20 protein-coding genes are annotated in these 21698 nt (G+C 64.4%); 14 read left to right on the forward strand and 6 right to left on the reverse strand.

Annotated features, from left to right (window positions below; translation table 11 throughout):
* Window positions 1–88 precede the first annotated feature (88 nt).
* Genes purT through MB901379_RS02780 form a run of 3 tightly spaced genes read left to right on the forward strand, consistent with a single transcriptional unit; the run spans window position 89 to window position 3168 of the window.
* Complete coding sequence (gene purT / locus MB901379_RS02770) at window positions 89–1459, forward strand: formate-dependent phosphoribosylglycinamide formyltransferase (RefSeq protein WP_408632328.1); 1371 nt, start codon at window positions 89–91, stop codon at window positions 1457–1459.
* Entirely contained in the window at window positions 1456–1881 is a 426-nt protein-coding gene (locus MB901379_RS02775; RefSeq protein ID WP_158015259.1) for a rhodanese-like domain-containing protein, read from the forward strand. Before purT ends, MB901379_RS02775 begins: the two co-directional genes overlap by 4 nt.
* 54 nt (window positions 1882–1935) lie before the next feature.
* A complete protein-coding gene (locus tag MB901379_RS02780; protein ID WP_158015260.1) occupies window positions 1936–3168 on the forward strand; it encodes an O-succinylhomoserine sulfhydrylase in 1233 nt (410 codons plus the stop codon).
* Window positions 3169–3172: 4 nt separating this feature from the next.
* On the opposite strand, the gene MB901379_RS02785 is transcribed toward MB901379_RS02780, so the two are convergent.
* On the reverse strand, window positions 3173–4588 hold the full coding sequence (locus MB901379_RS02785) for an NAD(P)/FAD-dependent oxidoreductase (protein WP_158015261.1): 1416 nt from the start codon (window positions 4586–4588) through the stop codon (window positions 3173–3175).
* Between the two features lie 192 nt (window positions 4589–4780).
* Here MB901379_RS02785 and lpqS point away from each other — a divergent pair, with 192 nt between their 5' ends.
* The 4 genes from lpqS to MB901379_RS02800 all read left to right on the forward strand — a co-directional run bounded on the left by lpqS (window position 4781) and on the right by MB901379_RS02800 (window position 7759).
* Window positions 4781–5137: a putative copper homeostasis (lipo)protein LpqS gene (gene lpqS, locus MB901379_RS25405; RefSeq protein ID WP_456319949.1), complete on the forward strand. Its 357-nt coding sequence runs from the start codon at window positions 4781–4783 to the stop codon at window positions 5135–5137.
* A 182-nt stretch (window positions 5138–5319) separates the two neighbouring features.
* The gene (locus MB901379_RS02790) at window positions 5320–6465 is read left to right on the forward strand and encodes a PPE family protein (protein WP_158015262.1); all 1146 of its coding nucleotides are present in this window, start codon (window positions 5320–5322) and stop codon (window positions 6463–6465) included.
* Window positions 6466–6634: 169 nt separating this feature from the next.
* A complete protein-coding gene (locus MB901379_RS02795) occupies window positions 6635–6778 on the forward strand; it encodes a hypothetical protein (RefSeq protein WP_232021969.1) in 144 nt (47 codons plus the stop codon).
* 453 nt (window positions 6779–7231) lie between these two features.
* On the forward strand, window positions 7232–7759 hold the full coding sequence (locus MB901379_RS02800; protein WP_408632353.1) for an HNH endonuclease signature motif containing protein: 528 nt from the start codon (window positions 7232–7234) through the stop codon (window positions 7757–7759).
* A gap of 149 nt (window positions 7760–7908) precedes the next feature.
* Here the strand turns inward: MB901379_RS02800 and MB901379_RS02805 are convergent, their stop codons facing one another.
* The 3 genes from MB901379_RS02805 to MB901379_RS02815 are packed head-to-tail and all read right to left on the reverse strand — an operon-like array spanning window position 7909 to window position 11014.
* Window positions 7909–8541, reverse strand: coding sequence for a hypothetical protein (locus MB901379_RS02805; protein WP_158015263.1), 633 nt, complete (start codon window positions 8539–8541; stop codon window positions 7909–7911).
* Between the two features lie 15 nt (window positions 8542–8556).
* Window positions 8557–9798: a serine hydrolase domain-containing protein gene (locus MB901379_RS02810; protein ID WP_158015264.1), complete on the reverse strand. Its 1242-nt coding sequence runs from the start codon at window positions 9796–9798 to the stop codon at window positions 8557–8559.
* A 28-nt stretch (window positions 9799–9826) separates the two neighbouring features.
* A complete protein-coding gene (locus tag MB901379_RS02815) occupies window positions 9827–11014 on the reverse strand; it encodes an acyl-CoA dehydrogenase (RefSeq protein ID WP_158015265.1) in 1188 nt (395 codons plus the stop codon).
* A 35-nt stretch (window positions 11015–11049) separates the two neighbouring features.
* Between MB901379_RS02815 and MB901379_RS02820 the strand changes: the two genes are divergently transcribed.
* Genes MB901379_RS02820 through MB901379_RS02845 form a run of 6 tightly spaced genes read left to right on the forward strand, consistent with a single transcriptional unit; the run spans window position 11050 to window position 15744 of the window.
* On the forward strand, window positions 11050–11430 hold the full coding sequence (locus MB901379_RS02820) for a DUF3054 domain-containing protein (RefSeq protein ID WP_158015266.1): 381 nt from the start codon (window positions 11050–11052) through the stop codon (window positions 11428–11430).
* Window positions 11431–11446: 16 nt separating this feature from the next.
* Complete coding sequence (locus MB901379_RS25245) at window positions 11447–11716, forward strand: class I SAM-dependent methyltransferase (protein ID WP_408632329.1); 270 nt, start codon at window positions 11447–11449, stop codon at window positions 11714–11716.
* Complete coding sequence (locus MB901379_RS02830; RefSeq protein ID WP_158015268.1) at window positions 11694–12203, forward strand: GNAT family N-acetyltransferase; 510 nt, start codon at window positions 11694–11696, stop codon at window positions 12201–12203. The genes MB901379_RS25245 and MB901379_RS02830 overlap by 23 nt, the downstream gene beginning before the upstream one ends.
* Window positions 12200–13285 (forward strand): LLM class flavin-dependent oxidoreductase, encoded by a 1086-nt coding sequence (locus tag MB901379_RS02835; RefSeq protein WP_158015269.1) that lies wholly within the window; start codon window positions 12200–12202, stop codon window positions 13283–13285. Before MB901379_RS02830 ends, MB901379_RS02835 begins: the two co-directional genes overlap by 4 nt.
* 12 nt (window positions 13286–13297) lie before the next feature.
* Complete coding sequence (locus tag MB901379_RS02840) at window positions 13298–14419, forward strand: LLM class flavin-dependent oxidoreductase (RefSeq protein ID WP_158015270.1); 1122 nt, start codon at window positions 13298–13300, stop codon at window positions 14417–14419.
* A complete protein-coding gene (locus MB901379_RS02845) occupies window positions 14419–15744 on the forward strand; it encodes an NtaA/DmoA family FMN-dependent monooxygenase (protein ID WP_158015271.1) in 1326 nt (441 codons plus the stop codon). Before MB901379_RS02840 ends, MB901379_RS02845 begins: the two co-directional genes overlap by 1 nt.
* Here MB901379_RS02845 and MB901379_RS02850 read toward each other — a convergent pair.
* Both MB901379_RS02850 and MB901379_RS02855 read right to left on the reverse strand, forming a co-directional pair.
* Window positions 15664–18504, reverse strand: coding sequence for an MMPL/RND family transporter (locus tag MB901379_RS02850; protein WP_408632354.1), 2841 nt, complete (start codon window positions 18502–18504; stop codon window positions 15664–15666). The two genes, MB901379_RS02845 and MB901379_RS02850, sit on opposite strands and share 81 nt — an antisense overlap.
* Before the next feature lie 32 nt (window positions 18505–18536).
* Window positions 18537–18965: an MmpS family transport accessory protein gene (locus MB901379_RS02855; RefSeq protein WP_158015273.1), complete on the reverse strand. Its 429-nt coding sequence runs from the start codon at window positions 18963–18965 to the stop codon at window positions 18537–18539.
* Window positions 18966–19713: 748 nt separating this feature from the next.
* Between MB901379_RS02855 and MB901379_RS02860 the strand changes: the two genes are divergently transcribed.
* A complete protein-coding gene (locus MB901379_RS02860; protein ID WP_158015274.1) occupies window positions 19714–21483 on the forward strand; it encodes an AMP-binding protein in 1770 nt (589 codons plus the stop codon).
* Window positions 21484–21698 lie beyond the last annotated feature (215 nt).

Consider the following 21698-nt stretch of genomic DNA (forward strand, 5'->3'; position numbering starts at 1 on the left):
CCGCGGTGGCGCGCACCTATCCTTGAGCGGCGAGACAATAACCGAGCGAGAGGTACCGAGCGAAGGTGCCGAGCGAGAGGGTGAGCTGGTGACTGACGGTCTGACCGAAGGACACGGCGAGCCACTCGGCAACCACGAGCACCTGGCTGTTCGCGACGAGGACTCGGCGCCCGCAGGCGACAAGACGACGGCCATTACCGTATCGCCCGCCACGGCGCCGCGCGCCGAAGCCGAAGCCGGCGTGGGGCCGCGAGTGCTGCTGCTCGGCGCCGGCGAATTCGGCCGGGAGCTTGCGGTAGCGCTGCAAGGCTTCGGTGCGGAGGTGATCGCAGCCGACGGTTATCCCGACGCGCCCGCGCACCGGGTCGCCGACCAGTCGCTGGTGGTAACGCTGACTGATGGCGACGAGCTGGGCGCGGTCTTGGCGCGGTTGCGGCCCGACTTCGTGGTGACGCTCACCGACGCGGTCAACGGGGCGGCTCTGGATGCTTTCGACAGCAGCCAAGCTCGGGACAGCGACTCGGGAGCCGGATTCACCGAGCTGGTGCCCAACGCGCGCAGCGTCCGGCTGCTCGGTGATCGAGAGGGCCTGCGCAAGCTGGCCGCCGACGAATTGGGCTTGCCCACCGCGCCTTTCTGGTTTGTCGGATCGCTTGGCGAACTCGAAGCGGTGGCCGCCCATGCCGGATACCCGCTGCTCGTCCGGCCCGCCACGAAGGCGGACGGTCGGCGGCACTCAGTGGTCAGGGAACGCGCCGGCATCAACGAGGCCTGGGAACGCGCCACCGCCGGCGGCGCGGCCGGAGCGCAACCGCGCGTCTGGGCCGAGATGGTGGTCGACGTCGAGTTTTTGATCACGCTGATCGTGGTGTGCACCGAGGCGGCCAACGGGCCGGTTATCGAATTCTGCGCACCGATCGGTCATCGGGTCGCCGACGGCGGCCAGCTGGAGGCATGGCAACCCCAGAAGATGAGTGCGGCCGCGTTTGATGCCGCCAAGTCGATTGCCGCGCGCATCGTCAAAGCGCTGGGTGGGCGCGGCGTCTTCGGTGTCGAATTGATGATCAACGGCGACGAGGTGTACTTTGCCGACGTCACCGCATGGCCGGGTGACACCTCCTGGGTTACCCGGCGCACCCAGCGTCTTTCGGTGTTCGAGCTGCAGGCACGGGCAATCCTGGGCGTTGCGGTCGACACCTTGATGGTGTCGCCGGGCGCGGCCTGGGTGATCGGTCCGGGCCGGGCATCGGCGAGCGGGGCGCCGGGCGCCCACGCCTTCCAGGCCCTTACCGCCGCGCTCAGCGTGCCCGAAAGCGATGTCCGAGTGTTCGGGCGGGCGGGCGCGGGTGCCCCCGGAAAGCGTGCGGTGGCCTTGGCCACCGCGCCCGACGTGGCGATTGCCCGCGACCGCGCCCGTGAGGTCGCGGCGCGGCTAGATATGCCAGACTCACGCGGGTGAGCTACGCGGGAGACATAACGCCACTCGAGGCATGGAAGATCCTCACCGATAACCCTCGAGCGGTGCTGGTAGACGTGCGCACCTCCGCCGAGTGGACCTTTGTCGGAGTGCCGGACTTGTCCAGCCTCGGCCGTGACGTGGTCTACATCGAGTGGAACACCGTCGACGGGGGCCACAATGGGAACTTCCTGGCCGAACTGCAGGAGGCTATCCCACCCGCGGACGGGGCCGACGAAGAGCGTCCCGTGGTCTTCCTGTGTCGGTCGGGTAACCGCTCCATTGGTGCCGCCGAGGCCGCGACCGCGGCGGGGATAGTGCCGGCCTACAACGTGCTGGACGGCTTTGAAGGACACCCCGACGCCGACGGGCATCGCGGCGTGGCAGGCTGGCGCGCCATCGGCTTGCCCTGGAGACAGGGATGAAGCGGCGATGACCCCCGCCGGCCGGGGCACCCAGCCCTCGGAGGGGCGGTGCCTATGACCGACGGTTCCTGGTCGGGACGTTCGGTCCGCACACCTCATGCGCTGCCGGATGGCGTCAGCCAAGCCACCATCGGCGTGCGTGGCGGGATGTTGCGGTCCGGGTTCGACGAGACGGCCGAGGCGATGTATCTGACATCGGGCTACGTTTACGATTCGGCGGCGCTTGCCGAGCAGTCGTTCACCGGCGAAGTAGACCACTTTGTGTACTCGCGTTACGGCAACCCGACGGTGGCCACCTTCGAGGAACGCCTACGTCTGATCGAGGGAGCCCCGGCGGCATTCGCCACCGCCAGCGGCATGGCAGCGGTATTTACCGCGCTGGGCGCCCTGCTGGCGGCGGGGGACCGGTTGGTGGCATCGCGCAGCTTGTTCGGGTCGTGCTTTGTGGTGTGCAACGAGATACTGCCGCGCTGGGGGGTAGAAACCGTTTTCGTCGACGGTGACGACCTCTCGCAGTGGGAGCGGGCCCTCGCGGAACCGACACAGGCGGTGTTCTTCGAAACCCCGTCGAATCCGATGCAGTCGTTGGTCGACATTGCCTCGGTGACCGAGCTGGCCCACGCTGCCGGTGCAAAAGTGGTGCTGGACAACGTTTTTGCTACGCCGCTATTGCAGCGGAGCATTCCGCTGGGGGTTGACGTGGTGGTGTACTCGGGCACCAAACACATCGACGGTCAGGGCCGGGTGCTGGGCGGAGCCATTCTCGGAGATAAGGAGTACATCGACGGTCCGGTGCAGAAGCTGATGCGGCACACCGGCCCGGCGATGAGCGCCTTCAATGCCTGGGTGTTGCTGAAAGGCCTTGAAACGCTGGCGCTTCGAGTGGAGCAGGGCAATTCCTCGGCGCAGCACATTGCGGAATTCCTGGAGGGACATCCGGCGGTCCGCTGGGTGCGCTACCCATATCTGGCCTCACATCCGCAGCATGATCTGGCCAAGCGCCAGATGTCCGGTGGCGGAACGGTCGTCACTTTCGCGCTTGCCGGCCCGCAGGAGGCCGCCAAGAAACGGGCCTTCGAGGTGCTGGACAAACTGCGGCTGATCGACATTTCCAACAACCTTGGCGATGCCAAGTCGCTCATCACCCATCCGGCGACCACGACGCACCGGGCGATGGGGCCGGAGGGTCGGGCCGCCATCGGGCTCGGGGACGACGTGGTGCGCATCTCGGTCGGGTTGGAAGGCACCGAGGACTTGATCGCCGACATCGACCGGGCCCTGGGATAGCGCGCTAACTCGCCGCTTCCCGTTCGGCCGCCTCGGCGCGTTCGGCGGCCGCCAGCGCGCCCCCTTCCGCTCGGGCCTGGACATAGCGCATCGCCAATCGCGCGTAGACCATCTGGCTGGTAATCGCCATCTGGCCGCGGGTGCGGCCAAGGAAGGAGATTCCCCAGGCGAACATCGCGGCGATCCGGTTCCGATGGCCGACCAGGTAGTACAGATGCAGCACCAGCCACGCCAACCATGCGATAAAGCCGGCGAACTCGAGCTTGCCGACCTGCGCGACGGCGCTATACCGGGAGATGAGGGCCATGCTGCCCTTGTTGAAGTACTTGAACGGCTTGCGGTTGGCCGGATCGTCGTGGCCCTTCACCGCGTGCTTGATCACCGTGGTGGCGTAATGCGCCCCTTGAATGGCGCCCTGCGCCATCCCGGGTACACCGGGCACCGACATCAGATCGCCGATGACGAAGACGTGCGGGTGGCCCTTGACGGTGAGGTCGGGCTCGACGATTACTCGTCCGGCGCGGTCGGTTTCGGTGCCCTCGGACTGGTCGGCGATCATCTTGCCCAGCGAGCTAGCCTGCACGCCCGCCGCCCACACCTTGCACGCGCATTCGATCCGGCGCACGGCGCCGTCCTTCTCCTTGACCGTGATGCCTTTGTAGTCGACGGCCGTCACCATCGCGTTGAGCTGGACCTCGACATCCATCTTTTCCAGTCGATGTTGCGCCTTGAGGCCTAACTTTGGGCCCATCGGCGGCAGCACCGAGGGCGCCGCGTCGAGCAGGATGACCCGGCACTCGCTGGGGGTAATGGTCCGAAACGCCCCGGCCAGCGTGCGCTCGGCCAGCTGGACGATCTCGCCGGCCACTTCGACGCCGGTCGGTCCGGCGCCGACCACGACAAATGTCAGACGTCGTTCGCGCTCGGCGTGATCGGTAGCGACCTCGGCCGCCTCGAACGCGCCGAGGATGCGGCCGCGCAATTCCAGGGCGTCGTCGACGGTTTTCATGCCGGGGGCGAAGATGGCGAACTCGTCGTTGCCGAAGTAGGACTGTTGTGCGCCGGCGGCCACGATGAGGCTGTCATACCGCGTCACCGTCGTCATGTCCATCAATTGCGACGTAACCGTCTTCGCGTTCAGGTCGATCCCGTTGACCTCACCCAGCAACACTCGTACGTTTTTCTGCTTACGCAGAATCAACCTGGTGGTTGGGGCGATGTCGCCTTCGGACAAGATGCCGGTGGCTACCTGATACAGCAGCGGTTGGAAGAGGTGGGTGGTCGTCTTCGAGATGAGGGTGATGTCAACGTCGGCCCGCTTGAGCGCCCTGGCCGCATTCAGTCCGCCGAATCCGCTTCCGATGATGACGACGTGGTGGCGCCTGCCGGCGGCTGAGGGTTCGCTGGTTGGGGGCGTCATGGTCCTCCTTCAGGTTCTCCGTCAGTCTCACTTGTTCACTCGATCTCGTTTGGTCACTGCGGCGCATGTACACCGTACGACTCCACCCAGACCAACGTCGATCGTTTCCGGGTCGCCGTAGCTGGGACGACATTTGCGGAATACGGATGGGGGGTATAGCTTCGAGGGGTGACGCTGGACCCTCGGGTGTCGATGCGACCCGCGGTTGGCGCGATGGTTGCCGCTTGGCTGGTTTTCGGTATTGCTGGAGTGCACTGCGGAATCCCGCGGGTCGATTTCGCCCAGACTCACCTTGTCGCAATGGCCGCCGGTGATCAGGCGAATCTGCACCTCGGTTCGACACCGCCGTGTCCACCGAAGTTTACGACCGCGGAGTCGCCGCGGGCGCCGACCTCTTTGGTGCCGCTCGGCGTCGTCGTGGTGATCGGCCTCGTTGTTGGCTTTCTGGCGGACCTCAGTACCGCGGGCGGCCGCGGTCCACCGGTTCGGCCGGGTTTCGCTATGTCGGGCCGGAGACTGCTGACGCGCTTCTGTCTAGCTCGTTGCTGATCGGTCGATACCAAGCCATTTAGCTGGTCGCGCCTGGGCGCATCGCGACGGCGTTTTTCGCTGTCCAGGATTGGGCCACACGTATCGGCGCTGCTCGCCGTGCGTACCAAATCCTAAGGCCGGCAATGAGTGTGGTGTTAACGGCTAATCGCAAGAGCTAAATCAATTGGAGGTAAGGGGAAATGGACTATGGTGCGCAGCCACCAGAGGTCAACTCCGCGAAAATATACTCGGGCCCGGGTGCCGGCTCGATGCTGGTCGCCGCGGCGGCCTGGGAGGCCATCGGCGACGAGCTCTATGCCGCGGCCAAGGCCTGCCGTGAGCTTGTTTTGGGGCTGACCGGCGAATCCTGGCAAAGCCCGGCATCGTGGGCGATGGCCACGGCCGCGGCGACTTACGTGGCGTGGCTGGGCGCAACCGCGGCACAAGCCCAGCAAGCCGCTACGCAAATGCGGGCCGCCGCCGGCGCATTCGACGCCGCGTTTGCCGCAATGGTGCCCCCGCCGGTGATCGCCGCCAATCGCGCTTTGCTCATATTGCTGAGCGCAACCAACGTGTTGGGCGTCAACACTCCCGCCATCGCGACCGTCGAGGCCCACTATGGCGAGATGTGGGCCCAAGATGCCGCCGCCATGTACGGCTATGCGGGTGCGGCGGCGACGACGACCTTGACGGACTTCGCGCCGGCCCCGGGAGTAGCCAACGTGGCCGTGGTGGTCGACCCGGCCTCGGCCGCCTTGTCTCAGCTGACATCTGCTGTGCCCCAAGCATTACAACAGCTCGCCCAGCCGGTGCAGTCGTCAATTGCCGGCCTGACCCTGTCGGACGGCCTGAGCACCCTGAGCTCGTTGTCGTCGCCGGCCAGTTCGGCCGCCTCGACGATGAGTTCGTCGATGTCGGCCATGTCGTCGGTGAGCTCGGTGGCTAAGATGCTCGGCTCGTCCACCGCCGTCGTCTCGGATGAAGCCAGGACGCTCGGCCCCACCCCGGCTGCCGCGGTCGGCCCCGCCGCGGGTGCATTGCCGGCACGGATTGCAGGCCTGGCGAGTTTCGCAGGATCGGCCGGGTTGGGCAGGGCAATGTCCCTGGGACAGTTGTCGGTGCCGCCGAATTGGACCTCCGTCGCCCTGCCGCCCAGCGCCTCCGCGGCGCCGCTACCCGCCGCCGTGGGCGCGGGTCCGGCGCTGCCAAGTGGCGTCGGAAACATTCTGGGCGGCTTGCCAATTGCGGGCACGTCCGGCCGAGCCGGCGAGGGTGTTGGCGGTGTCGCCGGCGCGCGGGCGGGCATGCGCCCCACGGTGATGCCGCGCCCCGTGTTCGGCGGGTGAGGTCCCACCCGGTTTGCATGGCCGGTGCCCTGCCACGGAACCTGTCGCGGGGTTGCAGGCTGCGCGTGTGAGGCATGCCGGACGCCGAGGTTCGCGGAGCGGGAATTGAAATCCCTTGGCTGGTAACCGCTGTATCGGTTTCCCGCCGGCTCCTGGTATCTCCGTTCGAATGGGAGCGCGCACCGGGTACCCGGAGGGGACGTTCAGCTGGGTCGACCTCGCCACCACCGACCCGGTATGTGACGCTCTTGGCTGGACTCCGGACGAGCGCATGGCGGACGGTCGCGCGTACACCGTGTTGCGTCGCGAGTAACAGGAGGTCACCGGGCTCTATGAGGCCGCGACACCTACTTTCTGCTGCTCCGCGACGCCGCGATCTCGGATCCGCACCAAGCGTACGCGGTGCTCGCCCAGATGCTTTGGGCAACGAGTCTCGTCGCCCTGGCGCCGGCGCCAGCCGCGAACAAGAACCGCATCGTGGTAACCGCCCGCGACCGCGGCGCGCTTTGGCCTGACGCGGATCGGTGGATCTCGGCCGGCCGATCGGCGACCCGGACCACAGTGACCGACTAGAACGACTGACTACGGCGGCGTGGGTCCGACCCTTAAGATGGTTGAGGTCAGCAGAGGACGCTAGTGTCGAATGTGTGTTCGATATTCGGTTGGCTAACGTCGGCGCGGTGCATGATCTCGACGATGCCGGGCTGATCGATGTGATGTGTGCCCGGCGTCCGAATCTGCGGCGTGTGGTGGGCTGGTCGTCCACGTGCTGGCCGACGCCGCGACCATTGCGGGCGACTCGGCGGCCCCTGGCTACCTGTCGGGGTTCGGTGGCCTTCCCGCGCCTGGGCTTCGAGAACTGGCCAAGTCGGCCAAGCTGCGCCCGCTAATCCACCCCAAGGATCGTCCGCCCGAGCCGCAGTACCGGCCGTCGACGGCTTTGGCCGAGTTCGTTCGATGCCGCGATCTCACATGTCGGTTCCCTGGCTGCGATCGCCCCGCCGCACACTGCGACATTGACCACACGGTGCCGTATCCGTTGGGGCCGACACATGCGTCAAACCTCAAGCTACTATGCCGAATTCATCATCGGCTGAAGTCGTTCTATGCCGGGTCGCACGGTTGGCAGGATCGCCAGGAGCCGGACGGCACCGTGTTCTGGACCGCACCGTCCGGAGACACGTCTACACCACCAGGCCCGGCGGGAGTCTTTTCTTTCCGGCGCTGGCCATCCCGACCGGCGCACTGGTGTTGCCGGCGGATCTGCCGCCACCGGCGGAGCATCGAGGTCTGATGATGCCGCTCCGGCGACGCACCCGGGCCCAGGACCGGCCGCCCGCATCGACTGGGAGCGCGGCATCAACAAGGCGCGCATCGATGCTGAAGCGGCCGACGCCAAGCGCGGCCCGTCACGGCCGATCCGCCGCCGTTCTAGCGCGCCTGCTACAGCGGCCAGCCGCTGGCCTTGGTCCGGTAGTTTGCGTTGGGCACACTGCAGAAGTCCGCGGCCGTCCCGGCCAGCAAGACGAAGTAGCCCTCGCCGCCACGGCTACCCGTGTATGGCGGGTAGGTCCAGCCGCTGTTGCACATCGCATCCGGTCCACCCGCCGTGGCCCGGCGCCAACCGGACTTGACGCAGGCCTTGAGAGCGTCGACGTCGGTGACGGTGCTCTTGGCGATGACCAGCATCGCTCCGCCCCATCCACCGTCGGTCCGTCGATAAGCCCGCGCGCCGAATCCGGCGTTGTTCGTTTGGCATCCCAGCGCCCGTTCCAGCAGCCGAAACACCGTCGCGAGTTCGCGATTAGGCACCGCGGTTGCGGCCGTGATGAATTGGGCCGCGTCCGACCCGTCGACCTCTTCAATATCGGGCTTGTCGAAGCTGACCAGTTGCTCGGAGATCCGCTGCTGCAGTGCGGTGTCGCCACCACCGATGATCGGTCCGCTGCCGGTCGAGGTCATCGGCGGCAGCGTGACGTCGGGGTCGGCGCCTGCCTGGGGCATGGCCGGCCAGGCGCCCAGCGATACCAGGCACGCGGTGATGGTGACAACGACTCGATGCCTGACTAGGTCCATTCGGTGTCCATTCGGCTATCTCCCCGGTGGCATGGGGGGCGCGTCGTTGGGTGCTACCTCGGCGCCGACCTTGCGGAATAGTATGTCAGCCTGGTTGCTGTAGTCGCCTTGATCGTCGAAGGCTTCAGGGGCGTAGGTGGCCGCGACGGCGATTGCGATTCGTTGCGACGGTAGATACGCCGCTACCGCCGAATACCCGGCAAACATGGGATTCTGCAGCAGCCAATGGCCGGAGAGGACGATTCCCAGGCCATAGGTGTAGCCCTCGTTTTGCGTGAAGCAGGTGGGGCAGCCCGGCTGGGGCCGCGTCTTACCGCGCAGGTCGGTCGACACCATTTTCTTGTACGAATCCGCGGAGAGCAGCTTGCCCGAGCCGATGCCGGCGGCTGTTGCCGTCATGTCGTAGATGTTGGTGGTCTGCACCGCGCCGTGGGTGATGGTCCACGACGGATTCCAAAAGGTGGACTCCTCGTAAAACGGTATGTCAGACGGGATCTTCAAAAACTCCCGACGCTCCGAGCTGAATGCGTGCAGGGCGGGTCGCGGGATGGTGGGCGTATCGAAGTTAGCGGTGGCGGTCAGGCCCAGTGGTGCCAGGACTTTCTTGCGCAGCAACGTCGGCATATCCTGGCCGGTAGCCTTTTCGAGCGCCAGCCCCAACAAGAGGTAATTGGTGTGCGCGTAGTCCCAGTTGGTGCCGGGTTCGTAGAGTAGTGGTCGCGCGGCGATTTGGGCCAGCAGTTCTTCGGTTGTCCACTGCCGGAACGGGTTAGCGTAGAGCTCGTTGTTGAACGCGTCGTTGCCGATTACGTAGTCGGGGTAGCCCGAGGTCATTTGTGCCAGCTGACCCAGCGTCACGCGGTCGGCATGGGGAAAGTCTGGCAACCACTTCGACAATGTGTCATCCAGGCTCACCCTGTTCTCGTCCACTAGCCTGAGCAACAACGTCGACACATACGAAATCGCGACGGCGCCGTTGCGAAAGTGCATGTCGGTGGTGGCCGGAACGCCGGTCATCGATTCACCGACGGCTTCGGTGAGCATCTCCTTGCCATTCTCCGTGATCCGGACTATGACGGCCCGCAGGTGAGCCTGTGCCATGAACTCGCGCACGACCCGCATCACCGCGTCGGCCTTGCCGCTGGTGCTGCCCGGCGCGCCCGGCGACGAGCTGGGCTGTGGTACGGGTAGTGACCCACAACCGGCCAGCAAGCAGCCGGCCAAAATCACCCAGGCAATCCTTGGCAAAAGTGACATGTCAGTGTTCTACCCCAGGGCGCGACCGTCAGCGGAACGCGGGCAGCCCGGTAAAGGCCTGGCCGAGCACCAGCTGGTGCATCTCGGGTGTGCCCTCGTAGGTCAAAACCGATTCCAGGTTCACCATGTGCCGAATGACGGGGTATTCCAACGATATTCCGTTTCCGCCCAGGATGGTTCGCGCGGTGCGGCAAATCTCGATCGCCTCCCGGGTGTTGTTGAGCTTGCCGAAGCTGACTTGCTCGGGACGCAGGCCGACGGTGTCCTTGAGGCGGCCCAGTTGCAACGCCAGCAGCTGACCCTTGTGCAGTTCGACCGCCATGTCGACCAGCTTCGCCTGGGTCAACTGAAATCCGGCGATTGGCCGGCCGAATTGGGTGCGCTGCTTGGCGTACTCAAGCGCTGACTGCCACGCCGACCGCGCCGCGCCCATGGCGCCCCACACGATTCCGTAGCGTGCTTCCGACAGGCAGCTCAGCGGCCCCTTAAGCCCGGCTACCTCCGGCAGCATCGCCTCCGCCGGCAGCCGCACATCATCGAGCACCAACTCGCTGGTGACCGATGCCCGCAGGGACAACTTGTGGTGGATGGTGTTGGCACTGAATCCGGGGGTTTCTGTAGGCACCACGTACCCCCGGATGCCCTCCTCGGTGGCGGCCCATACGATCGCAACGTCGGCGATCGAGCCGTTGGTGATCCACATTTTTCGGCCGTTGAGCACCCAATCCGCACCATCTCGGCGCGCCCGGGTCTTCATCGCGGCCGGGTCGGAGCCGACGTCGGGTTCGGTCAACCCAAAGCAGCCGATCAGCTCCCCCGCCGCCATGGATGGCAACCACCGCTGTTTGTGTTCCTCCGTGCCAAAGGTCGCGATCGCAAACATCGCCAGCGAACCCTGGACCGACACCAACGACCGGATGCCGGAATCGGCGGCCTCGAGCTCCAGGCACGCCAAGCCGTAGTGGACGGAGGACGCGCCCCCACAGCCGTATCCGTGCAGATGCATGCCCAGCAGTCCGAGTTGGCCTAGCTGTTTGGCTAGTTCGCGCGCCACCGGCAGGTCGCCGCTCTCGAACCAGTCGGCGACATGCGGGGTGATGTGCTCGGCGCAAAACTTTCGGACGGTCTCCCGGACCGCGATCTCGTCGCTGGATAGCGATGCGTCCAAACCGAGCGGATCGTCGGGGTCGAAGGCGGGTGGTGTGTCGGTGCTCATGACCCAATCCTGCCTCGGCCCGGTAGTCTCGCTGCATGCAACCGCGCCGTGGGCTTTCATGGCTGGGCTGGTTGGCTATCGACATCGTCGCTGTGCTGGTTTTCTGCGCTGTCGGGCGCCGCAGTCACGCCGAAGGAATCAGTATCGGTGGCGTAGCGACTACCGCGTGGCCGTTCCTCGCCGGGACCATCATCGGGTGGCTGGTGTCGCGTGGTTGGCAGCGCCCCACGAATGTGGTCCCCACTGGGGTGGCCGTGTGGCTGTCCACCGTCGCGGTCGGCATGATCTTGCGTAAAGCCAGTTCGGCGGGCGTGGCCGCGAGTTTCGTCGTGGTCGCCGGCACGGTCACCGCGATCCTGTTGCTCGGGTGGCGGGCGGTCGTCATCTTGATGCTGCGACACCGCACGGATGCCTAACGAGGCCCGAAGTCAGATGGTGTGGACAGACGGTGCCGACTGGGATCTGTCGACGGGTGTCGGGACCGCCGGCTTCGGTGCGACCGCCAGGGCGGTGGCAACCGGCAACGGCCTGCTCGACGATCGGTTCGCCGAGGCACTGGTTCGCGCGGCGAGTGTGGACGACTCCAACTGGGTGATCGACGGCGATTTCGGCGCAGCCGACGGCACCGGTGAACCGACCACGAGCGCGATGATGGACATCCTGTCGATGACCCCGAGCTATGTCAGCACAACCCGGATCTAGCGAGGCGGTCGGCGAACTACGGTTCGTCCCGGCGGCCCTGGACGACCCGCTGGCCCAGCCGTTGCTGAACGAGCTCGCCGTCGAATACGCGCAGCGCTACGGAAGCACTCCTGCCACCGTGCTGGAGTGGTTCAAGACCAGCCCGGCCTCCGAATTTGCGCTGCCGCACGGCGGAATGTTGATCGGTGTGGTCAACGGCGAGGCGGTCACCGGCGGCGCATTCTGCAGACTTGACGCCGACACGGCCGAACTCAAGCGCATCTGGACGCATCGCGATTACCGCCGCCGCGGGTATGCGCAGGCGTTGTTGGCCCTGCTGGAGGCGCAGATCGTGGCCCGCGGATATCGGAACGTCTATTTGGTCACCGGGGATCGCCAGCCCGAGGCCGAGGCGCTGTATGAGGCCTGCGGCTACGCCCGGCTGCCCGGACCGCTACCGTCACGGGGCCCGGTGCTGCCCATTGCGTTTCTCAAGAGGCTGACATGACCGGTCTGCTGCATTTGGCGGTGGCGCTGGACGGGTTTGGTTGGCATCCCCAGGCCTGGCGGTTCCTGTCGGGGTCGGGTGTGGGGTCCGCCTTGGGCGGCCGGTACTGGGCTGATCTGGCGGTAACCGCCGAACGCGGCTTGCTCGACTTCCTCACCATCGATGACACCCTGATGCCGCAACCGGGGCGCCGGGAGCGTATCGACCCGCGCCGTCTGGCCGGTCGTGCCGATGCCGTGTTGGTTGCGGCGCGCGTCGCCCCGCTGACACGACACATCGGCTTGGTCCCGGTGGCAACGGTCACTCATACCGAGCCCTTTCACATTTCGAAATCCATTGCCACGCTTGACTACGTCTCGCACGGTCGGGCGGGCTGGCAGGTGCGGGTCAGCGCGACCGAACACGAGGCGGCCCTATTCGGACGTCGATCGGTGCGTCCCGACGAACTGTTTGCCGAGGCCCGAGACTGCGTCGAGGTGGTGCGCAGGCTCTGGGATAGTTGGGAAGATGATGCGGTGATCCGCGACATCACCACGGGCCGCTATATCGACACAGAAAAACTGCATTACATCGACTTCGTCGGAAAGTACTTCTCCGTGAAGGGGCCATCGATAACCCCACGCCCCCCGCAGGGCCAACCGCTGGTGTCGGCCCTGGCGCACGCCACCCCGATTTATGAGTTCGCCTCGGCCGCGGCCGATGTCGTGTTCATCACGCCGACCGATGGGTCCTCGGCGCAAGGCATTCTCGCGCAAGTCCACGCAGCCGGGGGTGGGGAGTTGAAAGTGTTTGCCGACGTGGTTGTTTCGTTTGACGGTCATGATGAGTTCAAATCCGATGCGCTGGTCTTCGCCGGCAGAGCAACGGAGTTGGTTGACATGCTGCTGGATTGGCAGCGGCTCGGCATCGACGGGGCGCGGTTGCGACCGGCGGTGAACGCCAACGACCTTCCCGTTATCGTCGACCAGGTGGTACCGCTACTGCAACGCGCCGGCCGGTTCCGCACCGGCTATCGGGACGGTGAAACATTGCGTGAGCGCCTTGGTCTGCCGCCGGCACCCAACCGTTATACGGTGCAGTGAGGCGATGCATTGATGAGCGCCGTTCCACTGTCGATTCTGGACCTGTCGCCGATCAGCGCCGGCGGCGATGCTGCCACCGCCTTACGCAACACCATCGAGTTGGCGAGGTGCGCCGAAGGTTGGGGCTATCGCCGGTTTTGGGTCGCCGAGCACCACTTCGTCGCCGTCGCCTGCGCGTCTCCGGCCGTACTGATCGGACAAATTGCAGCGGCAACCAACCGGATTCGAGTGGGGTCGGCCGCCGTCCAGCTCAGCCACACCACCGCCATCGCGGTGACCGAGAGCTTCGGCATGCTCGACGCCTTCTACCCCGGTCGCATCGATCTGGGACTGGGCCGATCGGCGCAGCGCCGCGGCGTGCAGCCACGGGACCCGGCAAGAACGCGAAAGCCGCAACCGCCGCGCCAATCGCGGGAAGTAAGCGGTGTAGTGATTCCGGCGCCGTTCGACATGCGAACGCTGCTGCAAAGCGAGCGGTTGCAGGCCACGTTATCGATCCTGCAGCAGCCGGAGGCGGTGGCGCCCGACTTCGCCGAGCAGGTTGGCGACATCGTCGCTATGCTCGCTGGCACCTATCAGGTGGACGGGTTCGACGTGCATGCGGTGCCCGGTGAAGGCGCCGCCCTGACACCGTGGATCTTCGGCAGCACCAAGGGGCCTAGCGCACGGCTGGCGGGCGAGCTGGGGCTGCCGTTCGTGGCCAGCTATCACATCACACCCGCCACCGCGCTGGACGCAATCGAGGCCTACCGCGACGCGTTCGTTCCGTCGGCGACCCTGCAGCGGCCCTACGTTGTGGTCTCGGCCGACATCGTGGTCGCCGATGACACCGAAACCGCCCAGCACCTGGCATCCAGTTATGGACATTGGGTGTACTCCATTCGGACGGGTGGCGGCGCCGTCCCCTACCCGGATCCCGACGACTGTGCTCCCCTAACCAGCGAGCAGCTTGCGGTGGTAACCGACCGGTTGGCAACGCAATTCGTCGGGAATCCGGACGAGGTCGCCGAGCGGATGCGGGCACTGCAGCGGGTCACCGATGCCGACGAGCTCGTCATCACCTCGGTGACGTATCGACAGCAGGACCGACTGCGCTCCCACCAACTCATCGCACGACGCTGGGGGCTTATCTGATGGAGCGCAAACCGATTCATCTGGCCGCGCACTTTCCGGGAGTCAACAACACGACCGTCTGGGCCGACCCCGGCTCCGGTAGCCAGATCGAGTTCGATTCGTTCATCCATCTGGCCCGCACCGCCGAACGCGGGCTGTTCGATTTCTTCTTCTTGGCCGAAGGGTTGCGACTGCGCGAGCACCGCGGCCGGATTTACGACCTGGATGTGGTCGGCCGACCGGACACCTTCACGGTGCTGGCGGCGCTGGCCGGGGTCACCGAACGGATCGGTCTGACCGGGACCATCAACACCACGTTCAACGAACCATTCGAAGTGGCAAGGCAGTTCGCGAGTCTTGACCATCTGTCCGAGGGTCGAGCCGGCTGGAACATCGTCACCTCGTCGGATGCATTCACCGGTGCCAATTTCCGGCGCGGTGGCTTTCTCGAGCATGCCGACCGCTATCTACGGGCCGAGGAGTTTGTGACCGCGGCCCAAAGGTTCTGGGACAGTTGGGCTCCCGATGCGGTGCTGGCCAACCCGGCAACCGGGGTCTACGTTGACCCCGAGCGCATCCGAAGCGCCGAATTCTCGGGCAAGCACTTCGATGTGCGCGGTTTCGCTACTCTTCCGGCCGGGCCACAAGGTTATCCGGTTCTTCTGCAGGCCGGTGATTCCGAGGAGGGCCGGGCATTCGGGGCTCGGCACGCCGATGCGTTGTTTACCCTGCACGCGTCGTTGCCCGAAGGCCAGCGTTACTACGCCGACGTCAAAAGCCGGGCTCGATCCTACGGGCGAGACCCGAACCAGCTGAAGGTTTTTCCCGCGGTGACCTTCGTCATCGGGGACAGCCGCGGGGACGCCGAAGAGAAGGCGCGGTACATCCAACATCAGCAGGTCAGCGGCGCCACGGCGATCGCGATGCTCGAGCAGGTATGGGGCCGTGACCTCTCGGATTATGACCCCGATGGCCCGCTGCCCGATGTCGAGCCGACCAGCGACTTCGGCATCACCCAGGGGCGCGTTCGGCACGCCGATTCGGTTGCGGTGGCCCGCCAATATCGTGAGCGCGCGCAAGCGGAAAACCTGTCGATTCGGGAACTGGTCATCGCCGTCACCAGCCGTCAGCAGTTTGTCGGTACCCCAGAACACATCGCCGACGAGATCGACCGCTACGTCCAGGCGGATGCGTGTGACGGATTCATCCTGGTGCCGCACCTGACACCGCATGGTCTGGACGAATTTGTTGACCGGGTGGTGCCGCTATTGCAGGAGCGCGGCGCGTTCCGGACCGCGTACACCGGCGCGACGCTGCGCGAGCACCTGGGATTGGCGGATCGGTAGGGGGGCTCGACGTGGCCACCAGAACCAGCGGCCTAGTAGGGCTGCGACGGCGGGCATCATGAAGGCGCGGACGACCAGGGTGTCGTAGAGCAGTCCGATCATGATGGTGGTGCCGACTTGGCCGACGACGCGTAGGTCGCTGGTGATCATGGAGCCCATGGTGAAGGCGAAGACGAGGCCGGCGATGGTGACGACGCGGCCGGTGTTGGCCATGGCGCGGATCATGCCGGTGTTGAGGCCGGCGGTGATTTCTTCTTGGAAGCGGGCCACTAGGAGCAGGTTGTAGTCGGATCCGACGGCGAGCATGACGATGATGGCCATGGGTAGGACCAGCCAGTGCAGGGGCATGTGGAGGAGGTGTTGCCAGATCAGCACGGACAGTCCGAAGGCCGCACCGCCGGAGAGGGCGACGGTGCCGACGATGACCGCGGCGGCGACGATGCTTCGGGTGATGGCGAGCATGACCATGAAGACCAGGCATAGGGAGGCCACGATGGCGATCATGAGGTCGTAGGTGGCGCCTTGGTGGATGTCTTTGTAGGTGGCTGCGGTGCCGGCGAGGTAGAGGTTGGCGGCTGCTAGGGGGGTTCCTTTGATGGCTTCGCTGGCGGCTTGCAGGATCGGGTCGATGTGGGCGATGCCGGTGGCGGTGGCGGGGTCGCCTTGGTGGGTGATGAGGAAGCGGGCGGCGGTGCCGGTGGGGGATAGGAACAGGGTGAGGCCGCGTTGGAAGTCGGGGTTGTCGAAGGCTTCGGGGGGTAGGTAGAAGGAGTCGTCGTTGTGGGAGGCATCGAGTGCTTGTCCCATGGCGGTGGCGTTGTGGGTGAGGTCTTGCATTTGGGTGATTAGTGCCGAGAAGGTGCTGGCGGTGGTTTGGGTGAGGTCTTTGACGGTTTGCATGGTGAGGATGGTGGGGTGGATGAGGGCCAGCAGTTGGGGTTGGAGGGTGTCGATGTGGTCGAGGTCGGTGGTGAGGGTGGCGATGTCTTGGCTGAGTTTGTCGACGCCGTCGACGGCGTCGAGCAGTGCGCGCAGGGAGGCGCAGATGGGGATGTCGAAGCAGTGGTGTTCCCAGTAGAAGTAGCTTCGGATGGGGCGCCAGTAGTCGTCGAAGTTGGCGAGTTGGTCGCGCAGTTGGTTGGTGGTGGCTTGCATGTGTCGGGTGTGGGTGAGCATGTCGTGGTTGGTGTTGGTGAGTTCTCGGGTCAGGGTTTCTTGGCGTTGGGCGAGTTCGATCATGGTTTGGAGTTGGTCGGTCATGCGGTACATGTCGGCGACGCGGTTTTTGAGGTAGCCGATGTTTTCGAGGGTGATGGTGTTTTGCATGTTGAGTTGGAAGGGGATGGAGCTGTGTTCGATCGGTGAGCCCAGGGGGCGGGTGATGCTTTGGACGCGGGCGATGCCGGGTAGGTGGAAGACGGCTTTGGTGATGCGGTCGAGCAGCATCATGTCGGTGGGGTTGCGTAGGTCGTGGTCGGTTTCGATCATCAGGACTTCGGGTTCCATCCGGGCCGGGGGGAAGTGGCGGTCGGAGGCGCGGTAGCCGATGCTGGAGGGTGCGTTGGTGGGGATGTAGTGGCGTTCGTCGTAGTTGGTTTGGTATTTGGGTAGGGCCAGCAGGCCGATCAGTGAGATTAGTGCGGTGGCGACTAGGACGGGGCCGGGCCAGCGCACCACGATGGTGCCGATGCGTCGCCAGCGGCGGGTGGTGGTGTTGCGTTTGGGGTCAAAGATTGTCCATCGGCTGCTGATGGCGATGACCGCCGGTGCCAGGGTCAGTGAGGCCGCGACGACCACCAGCAGTCCGATTGAGCAGGGTGCGCCGAGGGTCTGAAAGTAGGGCAGGCGGGTAAAGCTGAGGCAGTACATGGCCCCGGCCACGGTTAGGCCCGAGCCCAGGACCACATGAGCCGTGCCACCGAACATGCTGTAATACGCCAGTTCTCGGTTCTGACCGGCGGTGCGGGCCTCCTGATACCGACCAACCAAAAAAATGATGTAGTCCGTCGACGCCGCAATCGCCAGCGTCACCAGAACATTGACGGTGAAGGTCGACAAGTCCACGAGGTGATTGACGGCAAGCACACTAATGACGCCGCGCACCAACGTCAGTTCGGTGCCGACCGTCAGCAGCGTCAGGAGAACGGTCGAAAGCGAGCGGTACGCAATCAGCAGCATGAGCGCGATCACCGCGATGCTGATCCCGGTGATTTTCTGCAGACTGCGGTCGCCGAATACGACTCGATCGGTGCTGAGGGCGCCGGGACCCGTTACGTAGGCCTTGAGACCCGGCGGTGGCGGCACGCTCTGCACGATCCGTTGCACCGCGGCAACGGAATCGTTCGCCTGCCAACCGCCCTGATCGCCAGCGAGGTAAAGCTGGGCATACGCGGCCTTGCCGTCAACGCTTTGCGAGCCCGCCGCGGTCAGCCTGTCGCCCCAAAAATTGTCGATGTGCTCGACATGAGCCGTGTCCCGCGACAACCGGGCAATCAGGGCGTCGTAATACCGGTGCGCCTCATCACCGAGCGCGGACTGACCCTCTAATACCACCATTACGGTGTTATCGGAGTCGAACTGCTGAAAGTCCTTGCCGATCCGCTTCATCGCAATTAGAGACGGGGCATCGTGGGGGCCTAACGCCACCGAGTGCGTCCGCGCCACCTCTTGCAGCTGCGGCGCCATTATATTCGTTGCGATGGTCAGTGCTACCCAGCACAGAATGACCAGTACCGCGAACCTACGGATCGTCCGGGCGATAACGAAGTGCGGCCCGGAGGAATGTTGGATGCTCACGCGGATTTCACTAGGCAGCTGGTCGCAGCATCATGCGAATTCGCTGTGCGTTCAGCACGTACCTCGCCATTGACGGTGATACGGCAACCGATAATCTGCTCGTCCCCCTGGGCCACTACGTGGGCAATCACCGCGGTCAGCGTGGTCACGATCGTCAACGACCAGGGAATCGCTACGTCGACAACCTCGTGCGGCTGGGCGTGCTCATCCAGGTAATTGATCGTGCTGACCGCTCCGGGGGGACCGAAGACGTCATAGCGAACGTATTTCGGGTTAAACGCGACAATCGCGTCGCCGTTGCCGGTATCCGGAACATATCGATGAGAACCAAAAACCCCATGCAACCGCACCACAACGGCTGTCCCCACCACCACGACGACAGCCATCACAATCGGCACCCATATGCGCCTGACAAAGCGGATCATAGGCTCCCTGCCTGCGATGCCTCGACAACCGTCGCCATAAGAGCATCAACCATACCGGGGGAGCCGTCATGCGGAGGGCAGTTCCGCGCGGCTCGGCATCTAAATTCACCCAACCGCGAATATTCGGACGTCGCTCGGACATGTCTGCAGTTTGACATTCGTGTTAACGACTTGCGACAACCAATTCGTCCAACATGTTGACAAGTACCGTATGCGAATGCTACTGCAAATAGGGCAATACATTGCATGGCGATTTCGTTGTGCAAATTGCTGTTGCGCTGTCGGGGCCGGGTGATCGGCATGTCATTCCGGCAGGCAGTGGGCCCTGCTAGGCGGGTTTTGATGGGGTTGGTGAGGGTGGTGTCATGCGACATCGGGCCGCGGGTTGGGTCGTCTGAGGGCCGTTGGCCGGGCTCGACGGCCGGGGCGCGAGGCGACCGGCTTGGTCGCGCGGTGCGATCTGCCGGCCGCGACCGCGCACCGGTGAGGGCCGCGACAACCCGGCAACCGTTCCGGATCTTTCGACCCTGGCCCGTTATGTGTTGTGCTGCCGCCAATTTCGTGCCGCACCTGCGGCTTGTGCCGCGGTCACCACCTCTTCCGGACGGCTCCGCCGGGCCCGAAGTGACAACTTGCGCGCACGCTGCCGCATCGGATGCGGGAATCGCGACCAGCAGTCGGAGGCCATCAGGAAATCGGCATCCACGGTTCAGGACCAGCCCAATCGACGTAAAGGACTCATATCGCCATGCCTATTATCTCGACGCTGCGGGACCGAGCAAACACCACTCCCGACCGGGAAGCATTTAGATTTTTCGACTATGCGGTCGGGGATGAGCCTCAAATTGACACGCTTACCTGGCAGGAATTGTATGCTCGAACCACGGCACTGGCTAAGTACCTGGCTAGTTTCAACGGACATTTCGAGCGTCAAAGATTCGCCGCCATATCCGCTCCTCAAGGATTGGATTATATTGTCGGATTTCTTGGGGCTCTTCGTGCCGGATGGATTCCGGTTCCATTGCCAGAACCCCAGGGGAGCCTGCAGGACAAGCGGACCGGCTTGGTTCTAGCTGACTGTTCGGCGGATGCGGTGCTTACCACGGTGTCCGCGGAAGATGCGATCAGGGCGACGTTAGGCAGTCACCATTTATCGGCCACCACTCCGGTCATAGCGCTGGACGCACTGGACGACCCGTGTTTTGGCGCACCTGAGGACCGCGACGCTTGGGCTGCGCCGCAATTCGATACGGGCTCATACCTGCAATACACATCCGGTTCGACGGGCAATCCCAAGGGGGCGCGCCTGTCCGTCCATAATGTGGTGGAAAACACGAATCATATCCTTCGGGACCTATTTACGGCCGAAGACCAGACGCAAAATTTGCCAGGCTCCGTCGTTTCCTGGCTGCCGCTGTACCACGATATGGGCCTAATGACGAATCTATTCATCCCGGTGCTGACCGGATGCCCATCTACGATAATGAGTCCGGCATCTTTCATCCGCAAGCCCGCCAGGTGGCTGCAATTAGTTGCCCAGAACGACACACCGTTCACGGCCGCGCCTAACTTTGCTTTTGATCTGGCGGCCGCCAGAATTTCCGACAAAGACATGGCAGGCCGCGACCTTGCGCATGTTTCCGCAATGGCGAACGGTGGCGAGCGGGTGCAGGCCGGCACGATAGAAAGGTTTCTGGACAAGTTCCGTCCGTATAATCTCAAACCCACTGCGGTCAGGCCGGCATACGGAATGGCCGAGGCGGTGGTGTATTTGGCGACCACCAAATATGGATCGTCGCCGACGTCAACCGTGTTCGATTCCAAAAGCCTGACGCGGGGATGTGCGGAACCAGGGACTGACAAATCATCACTGACGTCGACGTTGGTCCGCTACCACCGGTCCGGCAGCCAGCCGCTCATTCGGATTGTGGATCCAGAATCGCAGGCCGAGGTCGAGCCGGGGCGAATCGGCGAGATCTGGGCCCACGGCGCCAACCTCTCGACCGGATACCACGGAGCGGAAAGCCAACTCAATAAAGACAAATTTCATGCCGCTATTCGAGAACCCTCCGCGGCAACGCCCCGATCGCCATGGCTTAGGACCGGCGACTTGGGATTCGCGTTCGATGAAGAATTCTACATCGTTGGACGTATCAAGGATCTAGTAATTCAGGATGGTGTCAACCATTATCCAGAAGATATCGAGAACACGGTGAACAAGTTCACCGGCAGTCGGGTCGCATCATTTTCGGTTCCCGGCGAGCTCGGCGAAAACCTCATCATTGCGGCGGAGGTCAAGGTAGAAAAACTCGCGGATGAATCGATTCGCACGGATTTGTCGAGGATGAAAAAGCAGGTACTCGCTGCCCTGTCGAGACTACATGGCCTGCGGGTAACGGACTTTCTTCTGGTGCCGCACGGATCGCTGCCGAAGACCACGAGCGGGAAGATCAGTCGCGCAGCCTGTGCAATGCGCTACGAGTCGGCCGAGTTAGAACGCATCGAGACATTGCAATGATGGGCAATCTGCCCCGTGTCGAGCCGGACGGGATCGGCCGGGTCGCGCCAGCGCCGCGGGCATTATCGAGCGATCAGCCGCACCGTGAAGGCAGGGGGTTGGGGATTCCCCGAAACCGTCTACCCAGCCGTCAATATCAGCATATAGTCAGCGACCCAGAACCCCACTTCGAAGCCGCACCGGTCGAAGTGCACGGGCAATTTCGTCTGACGAGC

Source organism: Mycobacterium basiliense (assembly GCF_900292015.1).
Taxonomy (GTDB): domain Bacteria; phylum Actinomycetota; class Actinomycetes; order Mycobacteriales; family Mycobacteriaceae; genus Mycobacterium; species Mycobacterium basiliense.